We start from the raw sequence: 16,888 nt of genomic DNA, 5'->3' as shown, positions 1-16,888 counted from the left end.
CCGACAGCATGGCGGCAGGGCACTCGCACCGACTCTACGTACCCCGGGACACCGTGGTGCACCGGCTGGCCCCCCAGTGCAAACTCGTTGCCGCCGTGGCCTTCGTGCTTCTCGTCGTCCTCACCCCCGGACGCCGCGTGGGCGCCTTCGCGCTCTATGCGGCGCTGCTCGGCGCGGTCGCGCTGCTCGGGCGGATCCCGCTGCCGATGATCGCCCGGCGACTGTTGGTCGAGACCCCCTTCGTACTGTTCGCCGTGGCCATGCCCTTCCTGACCCCCGGCGAGCGCACCTCGGTGCTCGGCGTCCCGCTCAGTGTCGCAGGGCTCTGGGCGGCCTGGAATGTCCTGGTGAAGGCCACGATCGGCGTCATCACCTCGATCCTGCTCGCTGCCACGACCGACCTGCGGATGTTGTTGCTGGGGTTGGAGCGGCTGCACCTGCCCAGCCTGCTGGTGCAGATCATGACCTTCATGGTGCGCTACACCGACGTGGTCACCGATGAGCTGCGACGCATGCGGATCGCCCGCACCGCAAGGGGTTTCGAGGCTCGAGACCTCCGTGCCCTGCCGGTGCTGGCCCACTCGGCAGGGGCCTTGTTCATCCGCTCCTACGAACGTGGGGAGCGGGTGCACCTCGCGATGCTCTCGCGCGGCTACACCGGCCGACTGCCCGCTGTCGTCGACGTGGCCGCCGCGCCGTCCCAGTGGGCCACGGCCCTCACCCTGCCCGCTGCGGCCGCTCTGATCGCCATCGTCGCGACCACCTCGAGGATGCTCGGATGAGCCCCACCACCCAACCGGCCCAGCCCACTCAGCCCGCCCCACCCTCGCTCGCCATCGAGCAACTGGCCTACGCCTACCCTGACGGGCACCAGGCCCTGTTCGGGGTGAACCTGGTCATCGAGCGTGGCGAGCGGGTGGCGCTGCTCGGCCCCAACGGGGCCGGCAAGACCACCTTGGTGTTGCACTTGAACGGCATCCTGACCGGAGGGCACGGCGGGGTCCACGTCGCCGGGCTGGAGGTGGCCGAGCCGAACCTGCGCGAGATCCGCCGCCGAGTGGGGATCGTGTTCCAGGACCCGGACGACCAGCTGTTCATGCCGACCGTGCGCGACGACGTGGCGTTCGGGCCGGCCAACCTCGGGCTGCGAGGCGCCGAGTTGGACGCGCGGGTCGACCAGGCGCTGACGACTGTGGGGCTGCTCGACCTGGCCGACCGCCCGCCCCACCACCTCTCGTTCGGTCAGCGTCGGCGAGCAGCGGTGGCCACGGTGCTGGCGATGCAGCCCGAGATCCTGGTGCTGGACGAACCGAGCAGCAACCTCGACCCGGCCAGCCGCCGCGAACTGGCCGAGGTGCTCGAGGCGCTCGACGTCACGGTGTTGATGGTGACTCACGACCTGCCGTATGCCGCCCAGCTCTGCCCTCGGTCGGTGATCCTCTCGGCAGGCGTGGTGGCGGCCGACGGGCCGACGCGCAAGCTCCTGGCGGACAGCGACCTGCTCGCGGCCCATCGACTGGAGTTGCCCTACGGCTTCGTCCTGGACGCCTGAGCCGACCCGCCGACCGCACTCCGGGCCTTCTGCTCTGTCGCCGGCGCCCGCGAGCGCGCACGATGGAGGTGTGACGAGCACCGTGGCCACACGGCGTCGGCTGCGTCGGCACGGTGCACGGTCTTGGTGGAGGTCGTCATGGGCGCCCCGTACCCGCCCCTGTCCGAACAGGTCAGCCTCGGCGGCCTGTACTCGCCACCACGCACCCCGATGATCGTCGACGTCCCCGAGGTGGATTGCCTGGCCCGCACCGGGTCCGGACCGGCGGCGAACCTGGCCTGGGCCGAGGCGGTCGACGTCCTGCGCAGCACCTGGGCCGGGCTGCAACCGCCGGCTCTCATCCCACCACCGCTGGAGGTCATCTGGAGCGGTCACGGTGAGACCTGGACCCTGTTGCTCGCCCTGCCGGCCCCCCTGACCGCCCCCCTCGCGGTCCCCCTCACCGATCCACTGACCGACCCACAACAGCTCGCCGGATGCGAGATCCGTCGCCTGCACGAGGGCTGGTGTGCGCAGTTGATGTACTACGGCGCCGGCAACCGGCAGCCGTCGCTGGCCCGGCTCGACCGCTTCATCGATCGTCAGGGGTACCGCCCCCGCGGCCCGGCAGCCGAGTTGCACGAGATCTACCTGGACGACGGGACCAGCACACCGGCGCCACGTGTGATCCTTCGGCGCCGGGTGCGGCCGGCAGGCTGAGCCGGAGCGCCACCACCAGCCGGGTCGAGAAGAGCGTGGCAGGATCGCTCGGGTGCGTTGTCTGCCGCGACTGATCGTGATGCTGCTGATCGTTGCCGTCCTCGGCGCCATCGGCGACTCCGCCGCCAGGCGCCTGGTCGAGGGCCAGATCGCCGGTCAGGTGCGCAGCGCACAGGGGTTGACCAGCACCCCCGAGGTCACCATCCACGGCTGGCCGTTCCTCACCCAACTCGTCTCGGGACGCTTCGAGGACATCGAGGTGACCTCGCGTCAGGTCGCCACCGGCACCACGCAACAGGACCTCCAGGTGGACTCGGTCCAGGCGCGGCTGCGCGGCGTCCGGGTACCGATCCGCGACCTGATCTCCTCCGGGACGCCGCAGGTGCAGGTCGACTCGGCCCAGGTCAGTGGCGTGGTCCCGTACTCGACGCTGTCCCGACTGCTGGCGAACCGCGTCGGTTCGACCTTCACCGACGTCGCCATGCGCCCGCGCAGCGCCGACTCCCTCACCCTGACCGGTAGCTACCGCGGCGTGGCGCTGCAGCTGCCGGTGCAGGTCCGGCTGACGGGCACGCGGCTCGCGCTCAGCGTGCCCGCCGCCGACGCCGCCGCATCACCGGTCCTCGCCGCTGCGGCGCGCCGGATCAGCCTGCAGCTGACGGTGCCCACCCTGCCGTATGGCTTGAAGGTCACCTCGTTGCAGGTGCAGGACGACGGCCTGCACCTGAGTGCCTCGGCGTCCCGGCTGCGCCTGATCGGCTGAGTCGGTCGGCTGAGTCGGTCGGCTGTTCAGTCCACGTCCCACCAGATCGCGGCCAGGCGTCGCGGGCCGGGCTCGGGCTGGGCGGCGAGCACCTCGGCCACCTCCGGGTCGCGCGAGGCCGGCAGGCACAGCCGGATCCGGGTGAACTCCACCCGCTTGGCCGGCGACAGGGCGGCGCGAGGTTCACCGTCCTCCGACCAGGTGGTGAGCCGGGCGGGCAGCAAGGCCTCCTGCAGAACGGCGAGCGCGTCGTCCGCGGTCGGGCCGTTCGGGCGTTCGAGGCCCCAGAAGTGACGCCAGAGCGGTGCCATCCAGGCCAAGGGGTGGCGTTCGGGCAGCTCGAAGACCACCCGGCGTCGCGCGTGAGCACCGGCCACCAGGGCGAACGTGTGCAGGTCTGCGACGTTGTAGACGACGTGGTGGGCCACGGCGACGTCCGCGATCAGGGCGTCCTCGGCGACGTCCGGCCAGTCGCCCAGGACGGCGTGGTGCGCCAGGCCCCGACGGTCAGCCGTGGCGGCGAAGGCATCCAACATGGCCTGCTGGTGATCGACGCCGTAGACGCGCACGGCGGGCGGTGCCAGCGCGAAGGCCGCCCGACCACCACCACAGCCGATGTCGAGCACGGTGCCGCCCACGGCGGGGAGCACCTCACGCGCCAACCGATGGGAGGGCGAGTCGGGAATCGGTGCCTCGTCGTCCACCCGGAACAACTCCACCGGGTGGATCCACGGACTCTGCGGGGCTTGGTCGAGGATCTCCTGCGGGATCCGCCACGCGGCCAGCTCGGCCGCCCAGCGCTGCGCTGCGCTCATACCTCCAGACTGACCCCACTGCCGCCGATGAGCAGCCGCTACGCGCCGGAAGTGTCGCAGCCGACCGATCGACTCAGGCCAACGGTTGCCGTCCGCGATCGCGTGACGTAGGATAGTTGAAACTTTAAGGAGATTCGTGGCTGAGCACCCATATCACGCGTTCCTGCAGCGCACCATGCCGATCACTGCCGCCCAGCGCAGCTGGACCGAGGCGGACGGCGCACTACCCGCGCTCTATCTCGGCCACGGCGCACCGCCACTGCTCGAGAGCCGGACGTGGATGGGCGAGCTGTTCGACTGGGCGCAGAGCATGCCCAAGCCACGCAACATCCTCATCGTGAGCGCGCACTGGGAAGCCGCCCCGCTCGCGATCAGTGCTCCAGCCGCCAACACGCCCCTGATCTACGACTTCTCGGGCTTCGACCCGATGTACTACCGGCTGACGTACGCCACCCCCGATGCCACCGAGCTCGCCGACCGGGTGGCCGCCGGCCTGTCCCAGCCGTCGGGGCAGAGCGTGTACCGCCACCCCCGCCGCGGCCTGGACCACGGCGCCTGGGTACCCCTGATGACGATGTACCCGGCAGCCGACGTCCCGGTACTGCAGCTCAGCCTGCCCACCGACGACCCGGCTCGCCTGCTCGAGATCGGACGACGACTGCGCACCCTGCGCGAAGAGGGCACCCTGATCATCGGGTCGGGCTTCCTGACCCATGGCCTGCCGTTCCTGACCTACGAACAGTTCACCGGCAAGGCCGGGGCCCCGGGCTGGTCCCGCGACTTCGACGCCTGGGCTGCGAGCGCCCTGGCCGAGGGGAACCTCGACGAGCTGGCCGGGTACGCGACCAAGGCCCCGGGCATGCCGTACGCCCACCCGACCGTGGAGCACTTCACGCCGCTGTTCGTGGCCCTGGGTGCGGCAGAGAACCCCGAGGCTCCGGTGCAGACCACCATTGACGGGTTCTTCTTCGGGCTGTCCAAGCGGTCGTTCCAGGTGGCCTGAGACCACCGGAACCGACCGAGCGCGGTGATCGGCGGGGTCAGGCCAGCGAGAGGAAGAGCTTCTCCAACTCGTCACTCGACAACTGATCCTCGCCACCGTCGCCGTTCATGCACTGACGCAGGCCGCTCGCCACGATCTTGAATCCGGCACGGTCGAGCGCCCGGGACGCCGCCGCGAGCTGGGTGACGATGTCGCGACAGGATCTCTCCTGCTCGATCATGGCGATCACCCCGTCGATCTGCCCGCGCGCGCGGCGCAGCCGATGGATCACCTGACGTGCGTCGTCCTCGTCGATCTCCATGATCCCCGCTCCTCGCCCGAACCCGACCCGAAGCACCAGCTTACCCCGGGGGGTATCTGCGCGTCCCGGCGGCGACGGAGGAACTTCCCGTGGCTCAGCCGGCCTCGACCAGCCGGGGGTCGCGGCGCAGGCGGGCGAGCGCCCGGCGCCGCATCGGGCCGAGGCTCCCGGCGGGGATGCCGGTTCGATCGGCGACCGAGCGATACCGCGGATCCTCCTGATTCAAGAGGGCGATCAGGACGTTTCGCTGCGCATCGGGCAGGTCGATGATCGCCGCGACGAGGCGCTCGGCTTGATCGAGCTGGGCCACGTACTCGGCCGGCTCGGCCCACTCGCACACGGCCGCAGCGAGCTCCGATGACTCATCGTGAGGATCCTGTAACACCATACGATGCAGGGCTTCTCGGCGAGCCATGGCCTCGCGCTGACATGTGGCCAGGAGCCAATCCGGCAGGATGACGTCCGCCTGACGCAGCGCGGTAAGGCGCTCCAGGCAGCTCAGCCAGGTGTTCTGGACGACATCCTGCGAGTCCTGGGGCGACAAGCCCCAGCGCGACGCGGCGTCCAGCAGCCTCTCGGATTGCGCTGCAACCATCGCATCCCATGACCGAACGTCTTGATCGAGCACAGGCTTGGGTCGTCGCTCGACGGGGGGATCCCCGTCGGAGGCATCACATCCGGCGCGAGCACCCACGTGGCGAGCGTTCCCGGAGGGGCCGTATGGCGCGTCCCCCTCGAGGTTGATTGCCTGCGTCCACCCGCAGGGGGACCTCGATCAAGCTCCAGCCTGGCTGCACTGAGGTCGCGCACGACCGCCGTCCCGACTGCTCCGATCGGCGCGCAGAGCTGACGGACAACATCATCCGGGACAGACTGGCGTCATGAACGGATCAGGACCTCGGCAACGGCTGGAACTGCGGTCGGTGTCCCGAACCGCCCTGCGGCCGCTCGGTATCGCCGCACTTGTCATGATCGAGCTGCTGATGGCCTGGGACTGGCAGCGGCTCGAACGCCCATTTGCCGCGTCCGCGCTGGTCGTCCCGCTGCTCATCGTCGCCGGCTTCGCCGCGCTGAGCCGGCGCGACCGCCACCCGGTCGCGGTGTTCACCATCGTGATGATCATCTCGGCATCGGCGGCCGTGGTCCCCCTGTACCACCCGGGCGTCGTGCCGCTGGCAGCCCTGTACGCCGTCTCGATCCGATGTTCGGCACGCACCGCGCGCATCGCCCTGGGGACGACGATCCTCATGTTCCTGCTCATCAGTCTGCTCTTTCCCGAGCCCGACCTGCCCCTCGAGTCGCGATTGTTCAGCACCCTCGGGTACGCGATCTTCACCACCGCCATCTGGGTCGCCGGCCGGCACTTCGGCGCTCAGGCCCGCACGTTGACGGACGTCACGGCCCTCCGCGCCGCTGCGGTCGACTCGGCCGTGGCGGCCGAGCGGCTACGGCTGGCCCGCGAGCTGCACGACATCGTGTCCCACGCGGTGAGCATCATGGTGGTGCAGGCCGGCGGTGCCCGGCGGATGCTCGCCCGCGACCCGCAGCGCGCGGAACAGGCCCTGTACGCGGTCGAGGACGTGGGACGCGAGGCCATGGACGAGCTGCGCCGCCTGCTCACCGTGCTGCGTTCGGCCGCTGGTGACCAGGCAGCCGAGGAACAGGATGCTCCGGGACTCGACGCTCTTGCCGGCCTGGTCAGCAGGACCAGCGAGGCCGGGATCGCCACCGTGTTCGAGGTCGACGGCGAAGCGGGTTCGCTGGCCCCCAGCGTCGAGCTCACGGCGTACCGCGTCGTCCAAGAGGCTCTGACGAACACCGTCAAACATGCCGGACCGGGTGCCACGGCGCGCGTGCAGCTGAGCTGGCAGCACTCGCCGGACGACGTGACGGAGTTGTCGCTGCGGGTCAGCGACCAGCGCGCGTCCGAGCCCGACACCGTGGCCACGGGACCGACCGAGCTGTCCATCGGACTGGGCCTGGCGGGCCTGGCCGAACGGGTTACGGCCATCGGGGGGAGGTTCTCGGCGCACCCGACGGAGACCGGCTACCTGATTCAGGCCACGCTGCCGGCCACCCGCCCCGGGCGCCTCGAGATCAGTCTCAGCGAACCCTCGGCCCTCGGGGCGGGCTCCCGGCTGGGCATGGATGGGGGGACATGAGCGGCACCATCAGGGTTCTGATCGCCGACGACCGCACACTCGTCCGCGCCGGTTTGGCCATGATGCTCGACGCCGAGGACGACATCGAGGTGGTCGGTGAGGCCTCCGACGGCCAGGACGCCGTCGACCAGGCCCGCACGGTACTGCCGGACGTCGTCCTGATGGACATCAAGATGTCGCCGATGAACGGCGTCGAGGCCACCAAGATCCTGGTCGGTGACGGCTTCACCGACGACCCCGACCGACTGGTGCGGGTGCTGGTGCTGACGACCTTCCGCGCCGACGACCACGTGTATGCCGCGTTGCGCGCGGGGGCTTCGGGCTTCCTGCTCAAGGACGCCGCGCCGCGTGACCTGATCAACGCCGTGCGGGCGATCGCGGCCGGCGACGGGTGGCTGGACCCGGGCGTGATCCGCAACTTGATCACCGAGTTCGCCCGGCGTCCCGAGCAGTGGACCAACAGCTCCACGGCCTTCGCGAACCTCACCCCGCGTGAGCTGGAGGTGCTGGTGCTGGTGGCCTACGGCATGTCCAACCGCGAGATCGCCGACTGGCTGACCCTGGGTGAGGCCACGGTCAAGACCCACCTGGCCAGGGTTCTGATGAAGACCGGGCTGCGCGACCGGGCGCAGGCCATCGCTGCGGCCTATCAGAGTGGGCTGGTGCTACCCGGCACCCAGCCGCCGCCTCCTACGGGCCGCACCTGACTCTGCGTGAGAAGCTGACCTCATGCGCATGCTGGTGATCAACGGGCCGAACCTCAACCTGCTCGGGACCCGCGAGCCGTCGGTGTACGGCGCCACCACCTTGGCGGACGTCGAGACCGGGCTGCGAGCCCTGGCGGCCGAGCTCGGACTGACCGTCGACTTCGTGCAGAGCAACCACGAAGGTGTCCTGGTCGACGCGATCCAGCAGGCGCGCGAGGACGGCGTCCGGTACGTGATCATCAATCCGGGCGCCTACACCCACACCAGTGTGGCGATCCGCGATGCCTTCTCGGCCGTGGCGATCCCGTTCGTCGAGGTGCACATCTCGAACGTGCACGCCCGCGAGGAGTTTCGCCACCACTCGTACCTGTCGCCCATCGCGACCGGGGTGATCGCCGGGCTCGGTACCCTGGGCTACGCGTTGGCGCTGCGCTTCGTGCACTCGCAGTTGGTCCACACCCTGCACGCCTGATCCCCCGTCGGAGCCTGCGACGGTCCGGGCACGGGATGCGGGGATCTCGGCCGCCATCGGGCGGCGCTCGGTATGCCCAGGCACTGGCCCCGAGCGCAGGGTCTCCCCGAGAGGAAGGTGCCGGTGCGGGGCATTCTGTGACAGTGACATCTCGCACAAAAGTTGTTCTGCTGCAATGGCTTTCATTGCCGCCTGGGGCGGCTTGATTGTCGGTGGTCGCCCGTAGCGTCTGATTCATGGAACCGGAGCAGACACCCACCCCGGACGGCGAGGAGACCGTCGGGAACAGTGGCCTGCCCGGTATCCCGGACGGCGACGCTGACGCGGCCGCGATGAGCACCCCACCGGTCGTGGCGGTGCTGGAGGACGTCTCGGCCCAGCTCCGGTCGCTGCAGACCGCACCGACGTTGACCCTGTCGGACGGCGAGCTGCGCGACGCGCTCATCGCCGCCCACCGGGTGGCCAACCAGGTCGAGGCCGGCACCTTGCACCTGGTCCGGGCGCTGGATGACCGGCCCGAGACAATGCCGACCTGCGTGCCCGGCAAGGTCGCCGCGACGTTCCTGGTGCACGCGCTCCGGGTCGATCCGGGTACCGCGGCCCGCGACGTCGCTGCCGCTCGTGCCCTGGATCCGGACGGCGCCGGGGTCGGCGTCACCGGAACCGACGGATTGGGTCCGGACGGCGCCGCCGCGGTGGGGCTACCGGAGGTCGGTGCGGCGTTGGCTGCCGGGGACATCTCCCGCCGCCATGTCGACCACGCCACCGGGTGCCTCGGCCGCATCGACCGGGACGTGTTGGCGCACGTGGACCCGGACGGGATCTCCGGGATCCGGCGGGTGGACGATTTCCTGGCCGAGATGGCGCGCCAGCATGCCCCGCACGTGTTTCGGCGGCTGTGTACCCAACTCGAAGAGGCGTTGAACCCGGACAAGGGCTTCGACCCGAAGGCCCATGAGAAGCGGTTCCTGCACCTGGGTACCGACGCCACTGGGATGCTGGTCGGCCGGTTCGCGTTGTCGCCTGCGGATGGGTTGCTCGTCCGGAATGTGATCCATGCGTTGAGCAAGCCCACCACGGCCGGCAGGACCACCGACGCCGAGGCGGACACCGAGGCGGGTGGGGACGGGCAGGTGCAGGGCGCGCTGCCGCTGCGTGACCCCAGGACCGCGGCGCAACGCCGCGCGGACGCCTTGACCCACCTGGCTCGACTGGCCCTGCACCGCGGCAGCGACACCGACGCCGCGAGACCCCGACCCCCCCCCCCCCCCCCACGACGACGGCATGGCAAGCGGCGATCGCCGTGGCAGTGGCAGTGGCAGTGGCAGTGGCAGTGGCAGTGATGACGATGTAAGCGGCTCCGCGTCGACTGCCGAGCCGACGACACGCCAAGCCACCGCAGCCAGCACCCGGCCCGTGCCCACCACTCGGCGCGCGCCCACCCCACCGCCCTCCACCGGCGTGCACATCTCGCTGATCGCCACCCTCGACCAACTCACCGCCGCCCTCCGACCGGCACCCACCCCGGGCGCCGGGTTGGGCAGCGACCTCGGCCCCGGCGGCGGACCCCTACCCCGCCACGTCCTGGCCCAGAACCTCTGCACCGCCCTGATCTCCCCGACCCTCCTCGACAGCGGCGGAGCCGTCCTGGCTCAAGGACGTGCCCAACGCCTGGCCACCCCCGCGCAACGCCGGGCGGTGTTCGCCCGAGATCGGGGCTGCGTGATCCCCGGCTGCACCGCGCCACCGGACTGGTGCGACGTCCACCACGTGGTGCCCTGGGCTCAGGGCGGCCTCACCGACGTCGACAAGATGGCCCTGGTCTGCGACCGCGACCACACCGGCGTCCACGCCGGGATCTGGACCATCACCATGATCAACGGCGTGCCCTGGGTCATCCCACCCCTCTGGATCGACCCGCACCAACGACCACGACGCAACACCCTGCACGACGACGAACACACCGCCCGCCGGCTCGCCCGACACCTCGGCGACCAACTCACCCTCGACCTCGACACCAGCCCCGGGGTCGGGGGCGGCCATGACGACGAGGACGACCCACCGTGACAGATCTCCTGGGTGGGGTCCGGCACGGCCCGGACCGTCCGACTCGGACGTGCTTCGCGCGCCATGACGGGCGGGGCTGCGGCCCATTCGATGTAATGACCACAACCCCGACGGAGGAGGCGACCGCAAATGCCGGTCGAACGGGAACTGCCCACCCCCGAGGCACGCGACCTGCTCGCGATGACCCGCGAGGTGGCCGACGCCGAGTTGGCGCCTCGCGTCGCGGCCGACGAGCGCGCCGAGCGCTTTCCGCGCGACCTCTTCGCCCAACTCGGGGAGCTGGGGCTGATGGGGCTGCCGTTCGGCGAGGACGTCGGCGGGGGCGGCCAGCCCTACGCCGTCTACCTTCAAGTCGTCGAGGAGCTCGCCATGCGCTGGGCCAGCGTGGCCCTCGGTCTCAGCGTGCACACCTTGAGCGCGTTCGCGGTCGATCACTTCGGTCGCCCCGCCCAACGAGATGACTGGCTGCCGGCCATGGTCAGTGGGCAGTGGCTCGGCGCCTACTGCCTCTCGGAGGCGCACGCCGGCTCGGACCCCTCGGCGCTGGCGGCGCGCGCCGTCCCTGACCAGCACCCTTCGGGCGAACCGGACGACCCACCGCACGCCTGGACGGCGAACGGCGCCAAGGCCTGGGTCACCCACGGCGGGCTTGCGGATTTCTACACCATGTTCCTGCGAACCTCGGACGACGGGGGACGAGGTATCTCCTGCTTCCACGTGCCGGCCGGCACCCCTGGCCTGGTCGCCTCTCGGCCCGAGGACAAGATGGGGATGACCGCCTCACCCACGGCCACGATGAACCTGGACGACGCGCGCCTGGACGGTCACCTGCTGATCGGCCGGCCGGGTCAGGGTTTGCCGATCGCGTTGGCGGCGTTGGACTCCGGACGGCTCGGGGTCAGCGCGGTCGCGGTCGGACTGGCCCAGTCGGCCCTCGACCACGCGGTGACCTACGCCCGATCTCGGGAGACCTTCGGCAAGGCGATCATCGAGCACCAAGGGCTGGCGTTCCTGCTCGCGGACATGGCTGCGGCCGTGGAGTCGGCCCGCGCCACGTACCTGCACGCCGCGCGCCTGCGGGATGCGGGGCGCCCCTACGCGCGGCAGGCCTCGATCGCGAAGTTGGTCGCCACCGATGCCGCGATGCGGGTCACCACGGACGCCGTTCAGGTCTTCGGGGGTGCCGGCTACACCCGTGATGTCCCGGTGGAGCGGCTCATGCGTGAGGCCAAGGTGATGCAGATCTTCGAGGGCAGCAATCAGATTCAGCGCATGGTGATCGCGCGTGATCTGGCCCGCAGCTGAGCCACCCGACCGGGCGCCGCGAGGGGATCAGCGCACCGTCATCGTCGTGACGGATCGCCCGGCCGCGGTGGAGATGAACAGCTGGACGCCCTTCACGCGAACGCCATAGCTCGGGTAGAGCCAGCCGGCGAGCGGGTTGGTGCTCCCGCGGCGCACCGTGATCGCTCCGGTGCTGGCGACGGTGAGCCGGCGGCTTCCCGACGTCAAGGTGACGGTGTGCCGGTCACGGCTGGTGGTGGCGAGCGCCCAGCGACTGTCGAGGTGCAGCAGGGTCGTCGCACGCCGGGCGATCACGTCGGTGAGGCGTACCCGGTGATGGGCATGATCGATGATCCACTGCCGGGTGTGCGGCACCCCGTACTGCCGATCGCTCAGGACATAACCGTGGGCCGGACCGGTTCGCGACGTCGCGCCGAGCGCGACCGAGGCACCCGGGTTCAGCGTGCCACCGACCGGCACCTGGGTGTTGTGGGCCACCGCTGTGCGACTCCAGGCGGCATGAGAGATCGCGATGTCGTTGCCGAAGGTCGCCGGGTCGACGAGCACCGGCAGGCCCAGGGTGTTCCACACCAACGAGCCGCGATCCTGGTGGCCGTGCATGCGCCGAGGTCCCCCGAAGCGCAGCAGGTAGTAGTCGGTACTCGCATTGGTCCACGACCAGCGCCCGGTGGCTACCCCCGCCCGATCGTCACGGAACACCAGCGACGGTTGCGGCGTGCGGACGCCGACCGTGGGGCCGCCGTCCCCGTAGGGCACCACGGTGCCGTTCGGCGCGGTGATGTGAGCGTGAGCGCCGCGGGCGCGAGCGACATCGGCCCTGATCCGCACCACGCCTGCTGCAGCATCCGGATAGGAGGCCAGCACATCGGCGGCAGCCGACCACAACGCGACGTTGAACAGGCTGTATCCACCGGACTGCTCGAACGAGAGCCCGGAGGGTGTCCAGGCACCCCCACTGTCGCGAACCATGCGGGCGATCGCGGTCGTCCGCCAGGACGCGTTGTCCAGCAGGGTTCCCGCGTCCAGCAGCGCCAGGTTGGCCATCAGACCGTGGTTGTGCGCCGGGTACTTCGGCAAGCCGGAGTAGCGGTTCATGTCGAGGTTGGCCGCCGCGGTCGCCTCGATCGCCGGGCGCAGCGCAGCATTGCCCCCGCTGACCCGCCACAGGCAATTGAGCGCCTGCTGTCGGCGCAGGTTCGTCCCCTCGTCCCATCCACCCGAGCCATTGCCGGTATCGGGATTCGCGGCGAACAGCTGAACGACGGCGTTCACCAGCGCGTCGACGGTGGCGGTGTCGTCGGTGTCAGCGGCTGCCACGGCGACGGGGCCGACCCACATCAACCCGGCGTTGTAGAGCGCGAAGACCGGTGAACTCACCGGCGGCTGTCGCCACCAACTCGTCGGGATGCTGCCGAGCGAGAAGGTGTGCGCAAACCCGTTGATGGTGATCTGCATCGACGAGCCCGTGCCGCTGGTCGTCACCGGGAACGAGGCACACCCGGTGCGGTCGAGGGACTGGGCCGTCACCGTGCCTCGAGCGGCGGGCCGAGGCGGCGCGGTCGAGCCCGTCTCGAGCTGGTCGGCGAGTGCGGTGAAGCTGCTGAGGGCGGCGGGCGCCGGGGGAATCGATGATCCGAGGGTCGCGTCCGCTGCCCGGGCGTTCCCCACCGGCACCAGCCCCAGGCCGAGCACCGCGCTGATCACCGCGCAGACCACCGGCGACCGGCGGGGCATGGTCCCGCCAAGGTTCCCGCGGCCCCCACGTCTCATGATCGTGTTGTCGGGGCCGGCGGAGGCGACTTGACACCCGAGTGCCCGATTCGCCCCCGAGTTCACCCCCCTGGGCCAGGGTCATGCTGCCCGACCCGGCCATCAGCGGGCTGCGCGCCGCCGGGAGGCCAACCACAGCCACCGGACGACGGAACCCAACCCGGCCGTGACGAGCACCGTGGCGGCGCTGCCGGTGATCACTCCGGCCGTGAAGACCGTGGCGGCCGACCGGCTCAGGCTGAACCCCCGGGCAGCATGCGAGCCCGCCACGAGGCGCAGGTTCAGCACCTCGGCGCGCGTGGATCCGTCGGCGCCGACCAGTCGCGCCGTCACCAGGTGCTCTCCCGGCGCGCCGTCGGACAGCATCAGGTAGCGCCCCGCGCGAGGCACCGGATGCCCCGTGAGCGCCTCGAACGCCGGCACGCCGTCCAGGTCGAGCTCGATGCGTTCATGGCCGGTGGCATCGCGCACCTGCAGATCGAACTCGATCAACTGCTCACCCGGGGCGCTCACCACGATCGCCGCGGCGGGTACGCCGGCCGTCAGGTCCAACCGCACCGGGACCGGCCGCCGGGGCGCCGCGGCCACGACGGACTCGAGCCGGTGGAACACCCGGCGACCGGCCGCCCCCAACGGCTCACCAACGTGTCGGCGCAGCACCAGGGGTCGCTGCGGCAGCGGGGCGTGATACCAGGAGTGCAATCGCACCGGATCATCACCGGCGAGCGGCGACCAGCCGTAACCGACCGGGGCAGAACGCTTTCCGTGTCGGTGGCCGTGCCGTAGCGGGTCGTCACCCGTGACGGCACGCACCGAGCGGGCGTACCACTCCACCGGATACAGATGCGCGGCGTTGATGGCCTTGACCGGATCGCGTGTGAGCACGAGCGGTACGCCGAGCAGCACGTCCACCACCGCCGACAGACCCGGCCGCCGGTGATAGGGCCGGCCGAACACCGAGGCGTAGGAGTCGACGAACGTCGTCCCCCGCTCGCGGCCGGGACGCAACCGCGGCAACACCATGTCGATCAGGTCGCTCGCCCCGCCGAGTCGGCTGATCGGATCCTCGGGGGCGTCCAACAGGGTGACCTGGGCGGGCGGCAGCGTCATGCTCACGGCCGCGTGGGTGACCACCGCGCTGCCGTGGCTGTGACCGATCAGGTGCACCCGGCTGCGGTGGTGGGCCAGGGCCAGCTGCACCGCCATGGCCAGGCGCCGCCCGTTGACCTGGGTGGCCTGACGCGAGCGGTGCGCCTGGAACACATCGGCCTCGGTGGCCGACTCGTCCAGCCACGAGTACCAGAGCACCGCGTGATCGGGCCCCAGTCCGGCGAGGGCCTGCAGCAGACCGGTGTAGTCCGCGATCAACGCCCGCCCGGCGGAGTCGACCAGTCGCGGATCCCAGGCGGGCAGGGCGGTCACCCCGTCGGCCGTGGCCAACAATCGCTCCTGCACCCGGTACCCCGGCTGCCAGCCGTGAGCGAACACGTGCACGATGGCGGCATCGATCGTGCCGGGCCCGACCGGCCGGAACCCGGTGCCGTCGAACCGGGCCAGCCGGTCGAGCACGGGGTCGTTCACCGCCGACCGCTGATCAGGAACGCTGTTCACGAAACCCAGCATTCACCACAGCGGTTCCGGCTTCACCCCAGTGGGTCCCTCTCCCCGCAGCGCGCCGGCGGGGACGCCGTCCCGGCCACGGCCGGAGCCACCTCTGCCGCTCGCCGGCGCGAGAGGTTGATCGCGTACCAGGGCGCCGGATGCCGGGCCGAGCCGATCGCCTCGGATCGCAGCGGCTCCGGCAGCCGGTTCAGGGCGGGCCAGGCATCGGCCGACAGCGTGGCGGCGTAGCAGACGTCGAACCGACCGGTGCGCTCGAACCGGGCCACGTTCCACCGAGCCACCAGGGCATCGGGGCCGGCGAGCGCCAACACCAGCAACGCCACGCCGGCCCACGCCACGAGCAGTCGCGGCACCCCCGCCACCCGACCGCGCACCCAGGCCCACGCCGCCAGCACCAGGGCCACCGCCAACCAGAGCTCGAACGCGCCGACCTGCAGCCGCAGCACGGTCCACCCGAAGGCCTGCTGGTAGGCCCACATCCGCGCCAGTGCACTGGCCACGAGCACCCCGGTGCCCGCCAGAGCCGCGCCGCCGAGCCCGGTGAGGGCGAGCCGGTGGCGGCCGTTGGCCGGGTCGGCGCACCGTGCCGTCCAGACCAGGGTGGCGGCGACCAGCACGGTCACCACGACCAGCTGCCAGAAGCCGTGCCGCGCCCGCTCGGCGGGGGTGGCGCCGTCCGCGATGATCCCCTGCGGGAACGCGCCGGCCACCACCAGGGCCTGCACCGCCGCGAAGGCCAACAGCACCGCGTCGAGCAGCGCCAACGGCACGGCCCATTCCACGGCCGGACGGCGCCGCGGCCTGGCCGTGGCCGGCCACGACCAGCCGGTCGGCACGACCCGCGCCATGGTGAGGGCCGCAGCGAACAGGGTCACCGCCACCACGACCGGCAGCCGCACCCCGGGCCGCGGATCCGCGCGCGGCAGCAGGTGCTGCACCAGCGAGCCGAACGCTGCATCGGCCGAGCTGAGCAGCACCAGCACCGCCGTGGTGACGCCGAGCCCGATCACCAGACCGCGCATCCAGGAGGCCAGGCGTGCCCGGTCCCGCGCCGTGGATCGCGCTGGGACGGCGTACCACACCACCGACCGCACCGCGCTGCGGGCCAGCACGAGGGGCACGGCACCCCAGGCCGGCCAACTGCGCGGCCGGAGGACGGCGGCGGTGGCCAGACCCACGCCGGCGATCAGGCACAGGGTCACCATCACGGGGTTGGTCCGCACCGCCGCCACGGCGATCAGGGCCAGCGCCAGTGCCAGCACCGCGCGGTCGCCTCGGCCCATCGGACCGGCGCCCGGTCTCGGCGCGGTGGCCGGAGTGGTTGCCGGTGCGGGCACCGAGGCGACGATGGCGGCGATCACGCCCGCGATCACCGGCCAGTGGGCTCCGGGGGGAGCGGCGGCGGTCAGGCCCACCACCAGCGCCAGACCGGCCAGGTAGAGCACCGTGGCCCTGGGCGGCGGCGCGGCATCGACCCGCAACCGTTCGAGCCATGGCCGCGACACCGGGGGCGAAGGCGCCCCCCACGGCGGGGTCGGCAGCGGCGGCGGAAGAGCAACCGACGAACGGACCGGCGGGACACCGGCGGAACCAGACATGACAACTCCCCGAGGTCATGGCGGATGACGCGACACGGTCTGTGCCGCGCA

At 71.3% G+C, this 16,888-nt stretch carries 17 protein-coding genes; 11 read left to right on the top strand and 6 right to left on the bottom strand.

Features of this window, described 5'->3' with window-relative positions:
• Positions 1–8 precede the first annotated feature (8 nt).
• From cbiQ to IPK24_07010, 4 genes are all read left to right on the top strand, one after another.
• Entirely contained in the window at positions 9–782 is a 774-nt protein-coding gene (gene cbiQ, locus IPK24_07025; protein ID MBK8075310.1) for a cobalt ECF transporter T component CbiQ, read from the top strand.
• On the top strand, positions 779–1,552 hold the full coding sequence (locus IPK24_07020) for an ATP-binding cassette domain-containing protein (protein ID MBK8075309.1): 774 nt from the start codon (positions 779–781) through the stop codon (positions 1,550–1,552). Before cbiQ ends, IPK24_07020 begins: the two co-directional genes overlap by 4 nt.
• Before the next feature lie 138 nt (positions 1,553–1,690).
• Entirely contained in the window at positions 1,691–2,251 is a 561-nt protein-coding gene (locus tag IPK24_07015) for a hypothetical protein (GenBank protein ID MBK8075308.1), read from the top strand.
• 52 nt (positions 2,252–2,303) lie between these two features.
• Positions 2,304–3,014 (top strand): DUF2993 domain-containing protein, encoded by a 711-nt coding sequence (locus IPK24_07010; protein ID MBK8075307.1) that lies wholly within the window; start codon positions 2,304–2,306, stop codon positions 3,012–3,014.
• Positions 3,015–3,040: 26 nt separating this feature from the next.
• Here IPK24_07010 and IPK24_07005 read toward each other — a convergent pair whose 3' ends face one another.
• On the bottom strand, positions 3,041–3,829 hold the full coding sequence (locus tag IPK24_07005) for a class I SAM-dependent methyltransferase (GenBank protein MBK8075306.1): 789 nt from the start codon (positions 3,827–3,829) through the stop codon (positions 3,041–3,043).
• Positions 3,830–4,004: 175 nt separating this feature from the next.
• Between IPK24_07005 and IPK24_07000 the strand changes: the two genes are divergently transcribed.
• Positions 4,005–4,832: a dioxygenase gene (locus tag IPK24_07000; protein ID MBK8075305.1), complete on the top strand. Its 828-nt coding sequence runs from the start codon at positions 4,005–4,007 to the stop codon at positions 4,830–4,832.
• Positions 4,833–4,869: 37 nt separating this feature from the next.
• Here IPK24_07000 and IPK24_06995 read toward each other — a convergent pair whose 3' ends face one another.
• Both IPK24_06995 and IPK24_06990 read right to left on the bottom strand, forming a co-directional pair.
• The gene (locus IPK24_06995; GenBank protein ID MBK8075304.1) at positions 4,870–5,133 is read right to left on the bottom strand and encodes a metal-sensitive transcriptional regulator; all 264 of its coding nucleotides are present in this window, start codon (positions 5,131–5,133) and stop codon (positions 4,870–4,872) included.
• A 94-nt stretch (positions 5,134–5,227) separates the two neighbouring features.
• Positions 5,228–5,728, bottom strand: a complete 501-nt coding sequence (locus IPK24_06990; GenBank protein MBK8075303.1) for a hypothetical protein — start codon at positions 5,726–5,728, stop codon at positions 5,228–5,230.
• A gap of 286 nt (positions 5,729–6,014) precedes the next feature.
• Between IPK24_06990 and IPK24_06985 the strand changes: the two genes are divergently transcribed.
• The 6 genes from IPK24_06985 (at position 6,015) to IPK24_06960 (ending at position 11,846) form a co-directional block, all read left to right on the top strand.
• Positions 6,015–7,295 carry a hypothetical protein gene (locus tag IPK24_06985; GenBank protein MBK8075302.1) on the top strand — a complete coding sequence of 427 codons (1,281 nt, stop codon included), beginning with the start codon at positions 6,015–6,017 and terminating at the stop codon, positions 7,293–7,295.
• Positions 7,292–8,002: a response regulator transcription factor gene (locus tag IPK24_06980; GenBank protein MBK8075301.1), complete on the top strand. Its 711-nt coding sequence runs from the start codon at positions 7,292–7,294 to the stop codon at positions 8,000–8,002. The genes IPK24_06985 and IPK24_06980 overlap by 4 nt, the downstream gene beginning before the upstream one ends.
• A 22-nt stretch (positions 8,003–8,024) precedes the next feature.
• Positions 8,025–8,474 (top strand): type II 3-dehydroquinate dehydratase, encoded by a 450-nt coding sequence (gene aroQ, locus IPK24_06975; protein MBK8075300.1) that lies wholly within the window; start codon positions 8,025–8,027, stop codon positions 8,472–8,474.
• A 236-nt stretch (positions 8,475–8,710) separates the two neighbouring features.
• The gene (locus tag IPK24_06970) at positions 8,711–9,817 is read left to right on the top strand and encodes a DUF222 domain-containing protein (protein ID MBK8075299.1); all 1,107 of its coding nucleotides are present in this window, start codon (positions 8,711–8,713) and stop codon (positions 9,815–9,817) included.
• A gap of 73 nt (positions 9,818–9,890) precedes the next feature.
• Positions 9,891–10,541 (top strand): DUF222 domain-containing protein, encoded by a 651-nt coding sequence (locus tag IPK24_06965; protein ID MBK8075298.1) that lies wholly within the window; start codon positions 9,891–9,893, stop codon positions 10,539–10,541.
• Positions 10,542–10,670: 129 nt separating this feature from the next.
• The gene (locus tag IPK24_06960) at positions 10,671–11,846 is read left to right on the top strand and encodes an acyl-CoA dehydrogenase family protein (GenBank protein MBK8075297.1); all 1,176 of its coding nucleotides are present in this window, start codon (positions 10,671–10,673) and stop codon (positions 11,844–11,846) included.
• A 27-nt stretch (positions 11,847–11,873) separates the two neighbouring features.
• Here IPK24_06960 and IPK24_06955 read toward each other — a convergent pair whose 3' ends face one another.
• The 3 genes from IPK24_06955 to IPK24_06945 all read right to left on the bottom strand — a co-directional run bounded on the left by IPK24_06955 (position 11,874) and on the right by IPK24_06945 (position 16,837).
• On the bottom strand, positions 11,874–13,580 hold the full coding sequence (locus IPK24_06955) for a hypothetical protein (protein ID MBK8075296.1): 1,707 nt from the start codon (positions 13,578–13,580) through the stop codon (positions 11,874–11,876).
• 138 nt (positions 13,581–13,718) lie between these two features.
• The gene (locus IPK24_06950) at positions 13,719–15,227 is read right to left on the bottom strand and encodes a hypothetical protein (GenBank protein MBK8075295.1); all 1,509 of its coding nucleotides are present in this window, start codon (positions 15,225–15,227) and stop codon (positions 13,719–13,721) included.
• Between the two features lie 32 nt (positions 15,228–15,259).
• A complete protein-coding gene (locus IPK24_06945; protein ID MBK8075294.1) occupies positions 15,260–16,837 on the bottom strand; it encodes a DUF4173 domain-containing protein in 1,578 nt (525 codons plus the stop codon).
• Between the last annotated feature and the right edge of the window lie 51 nt (positions 16,838–16,888).

It is taken from the genome of Kineosporiaceae bacterium, assembly GCA_016713225.1.
GTDB lineage: Bacteria > Actinomycetota > Actinomycetes > Actinomycetales > Kineosporiaceae > JADJPO01.
Note: the sequence above shows the minus strand (reverse complement) of the source record. Positions and strands in the feature narration are given on the sequence as shown.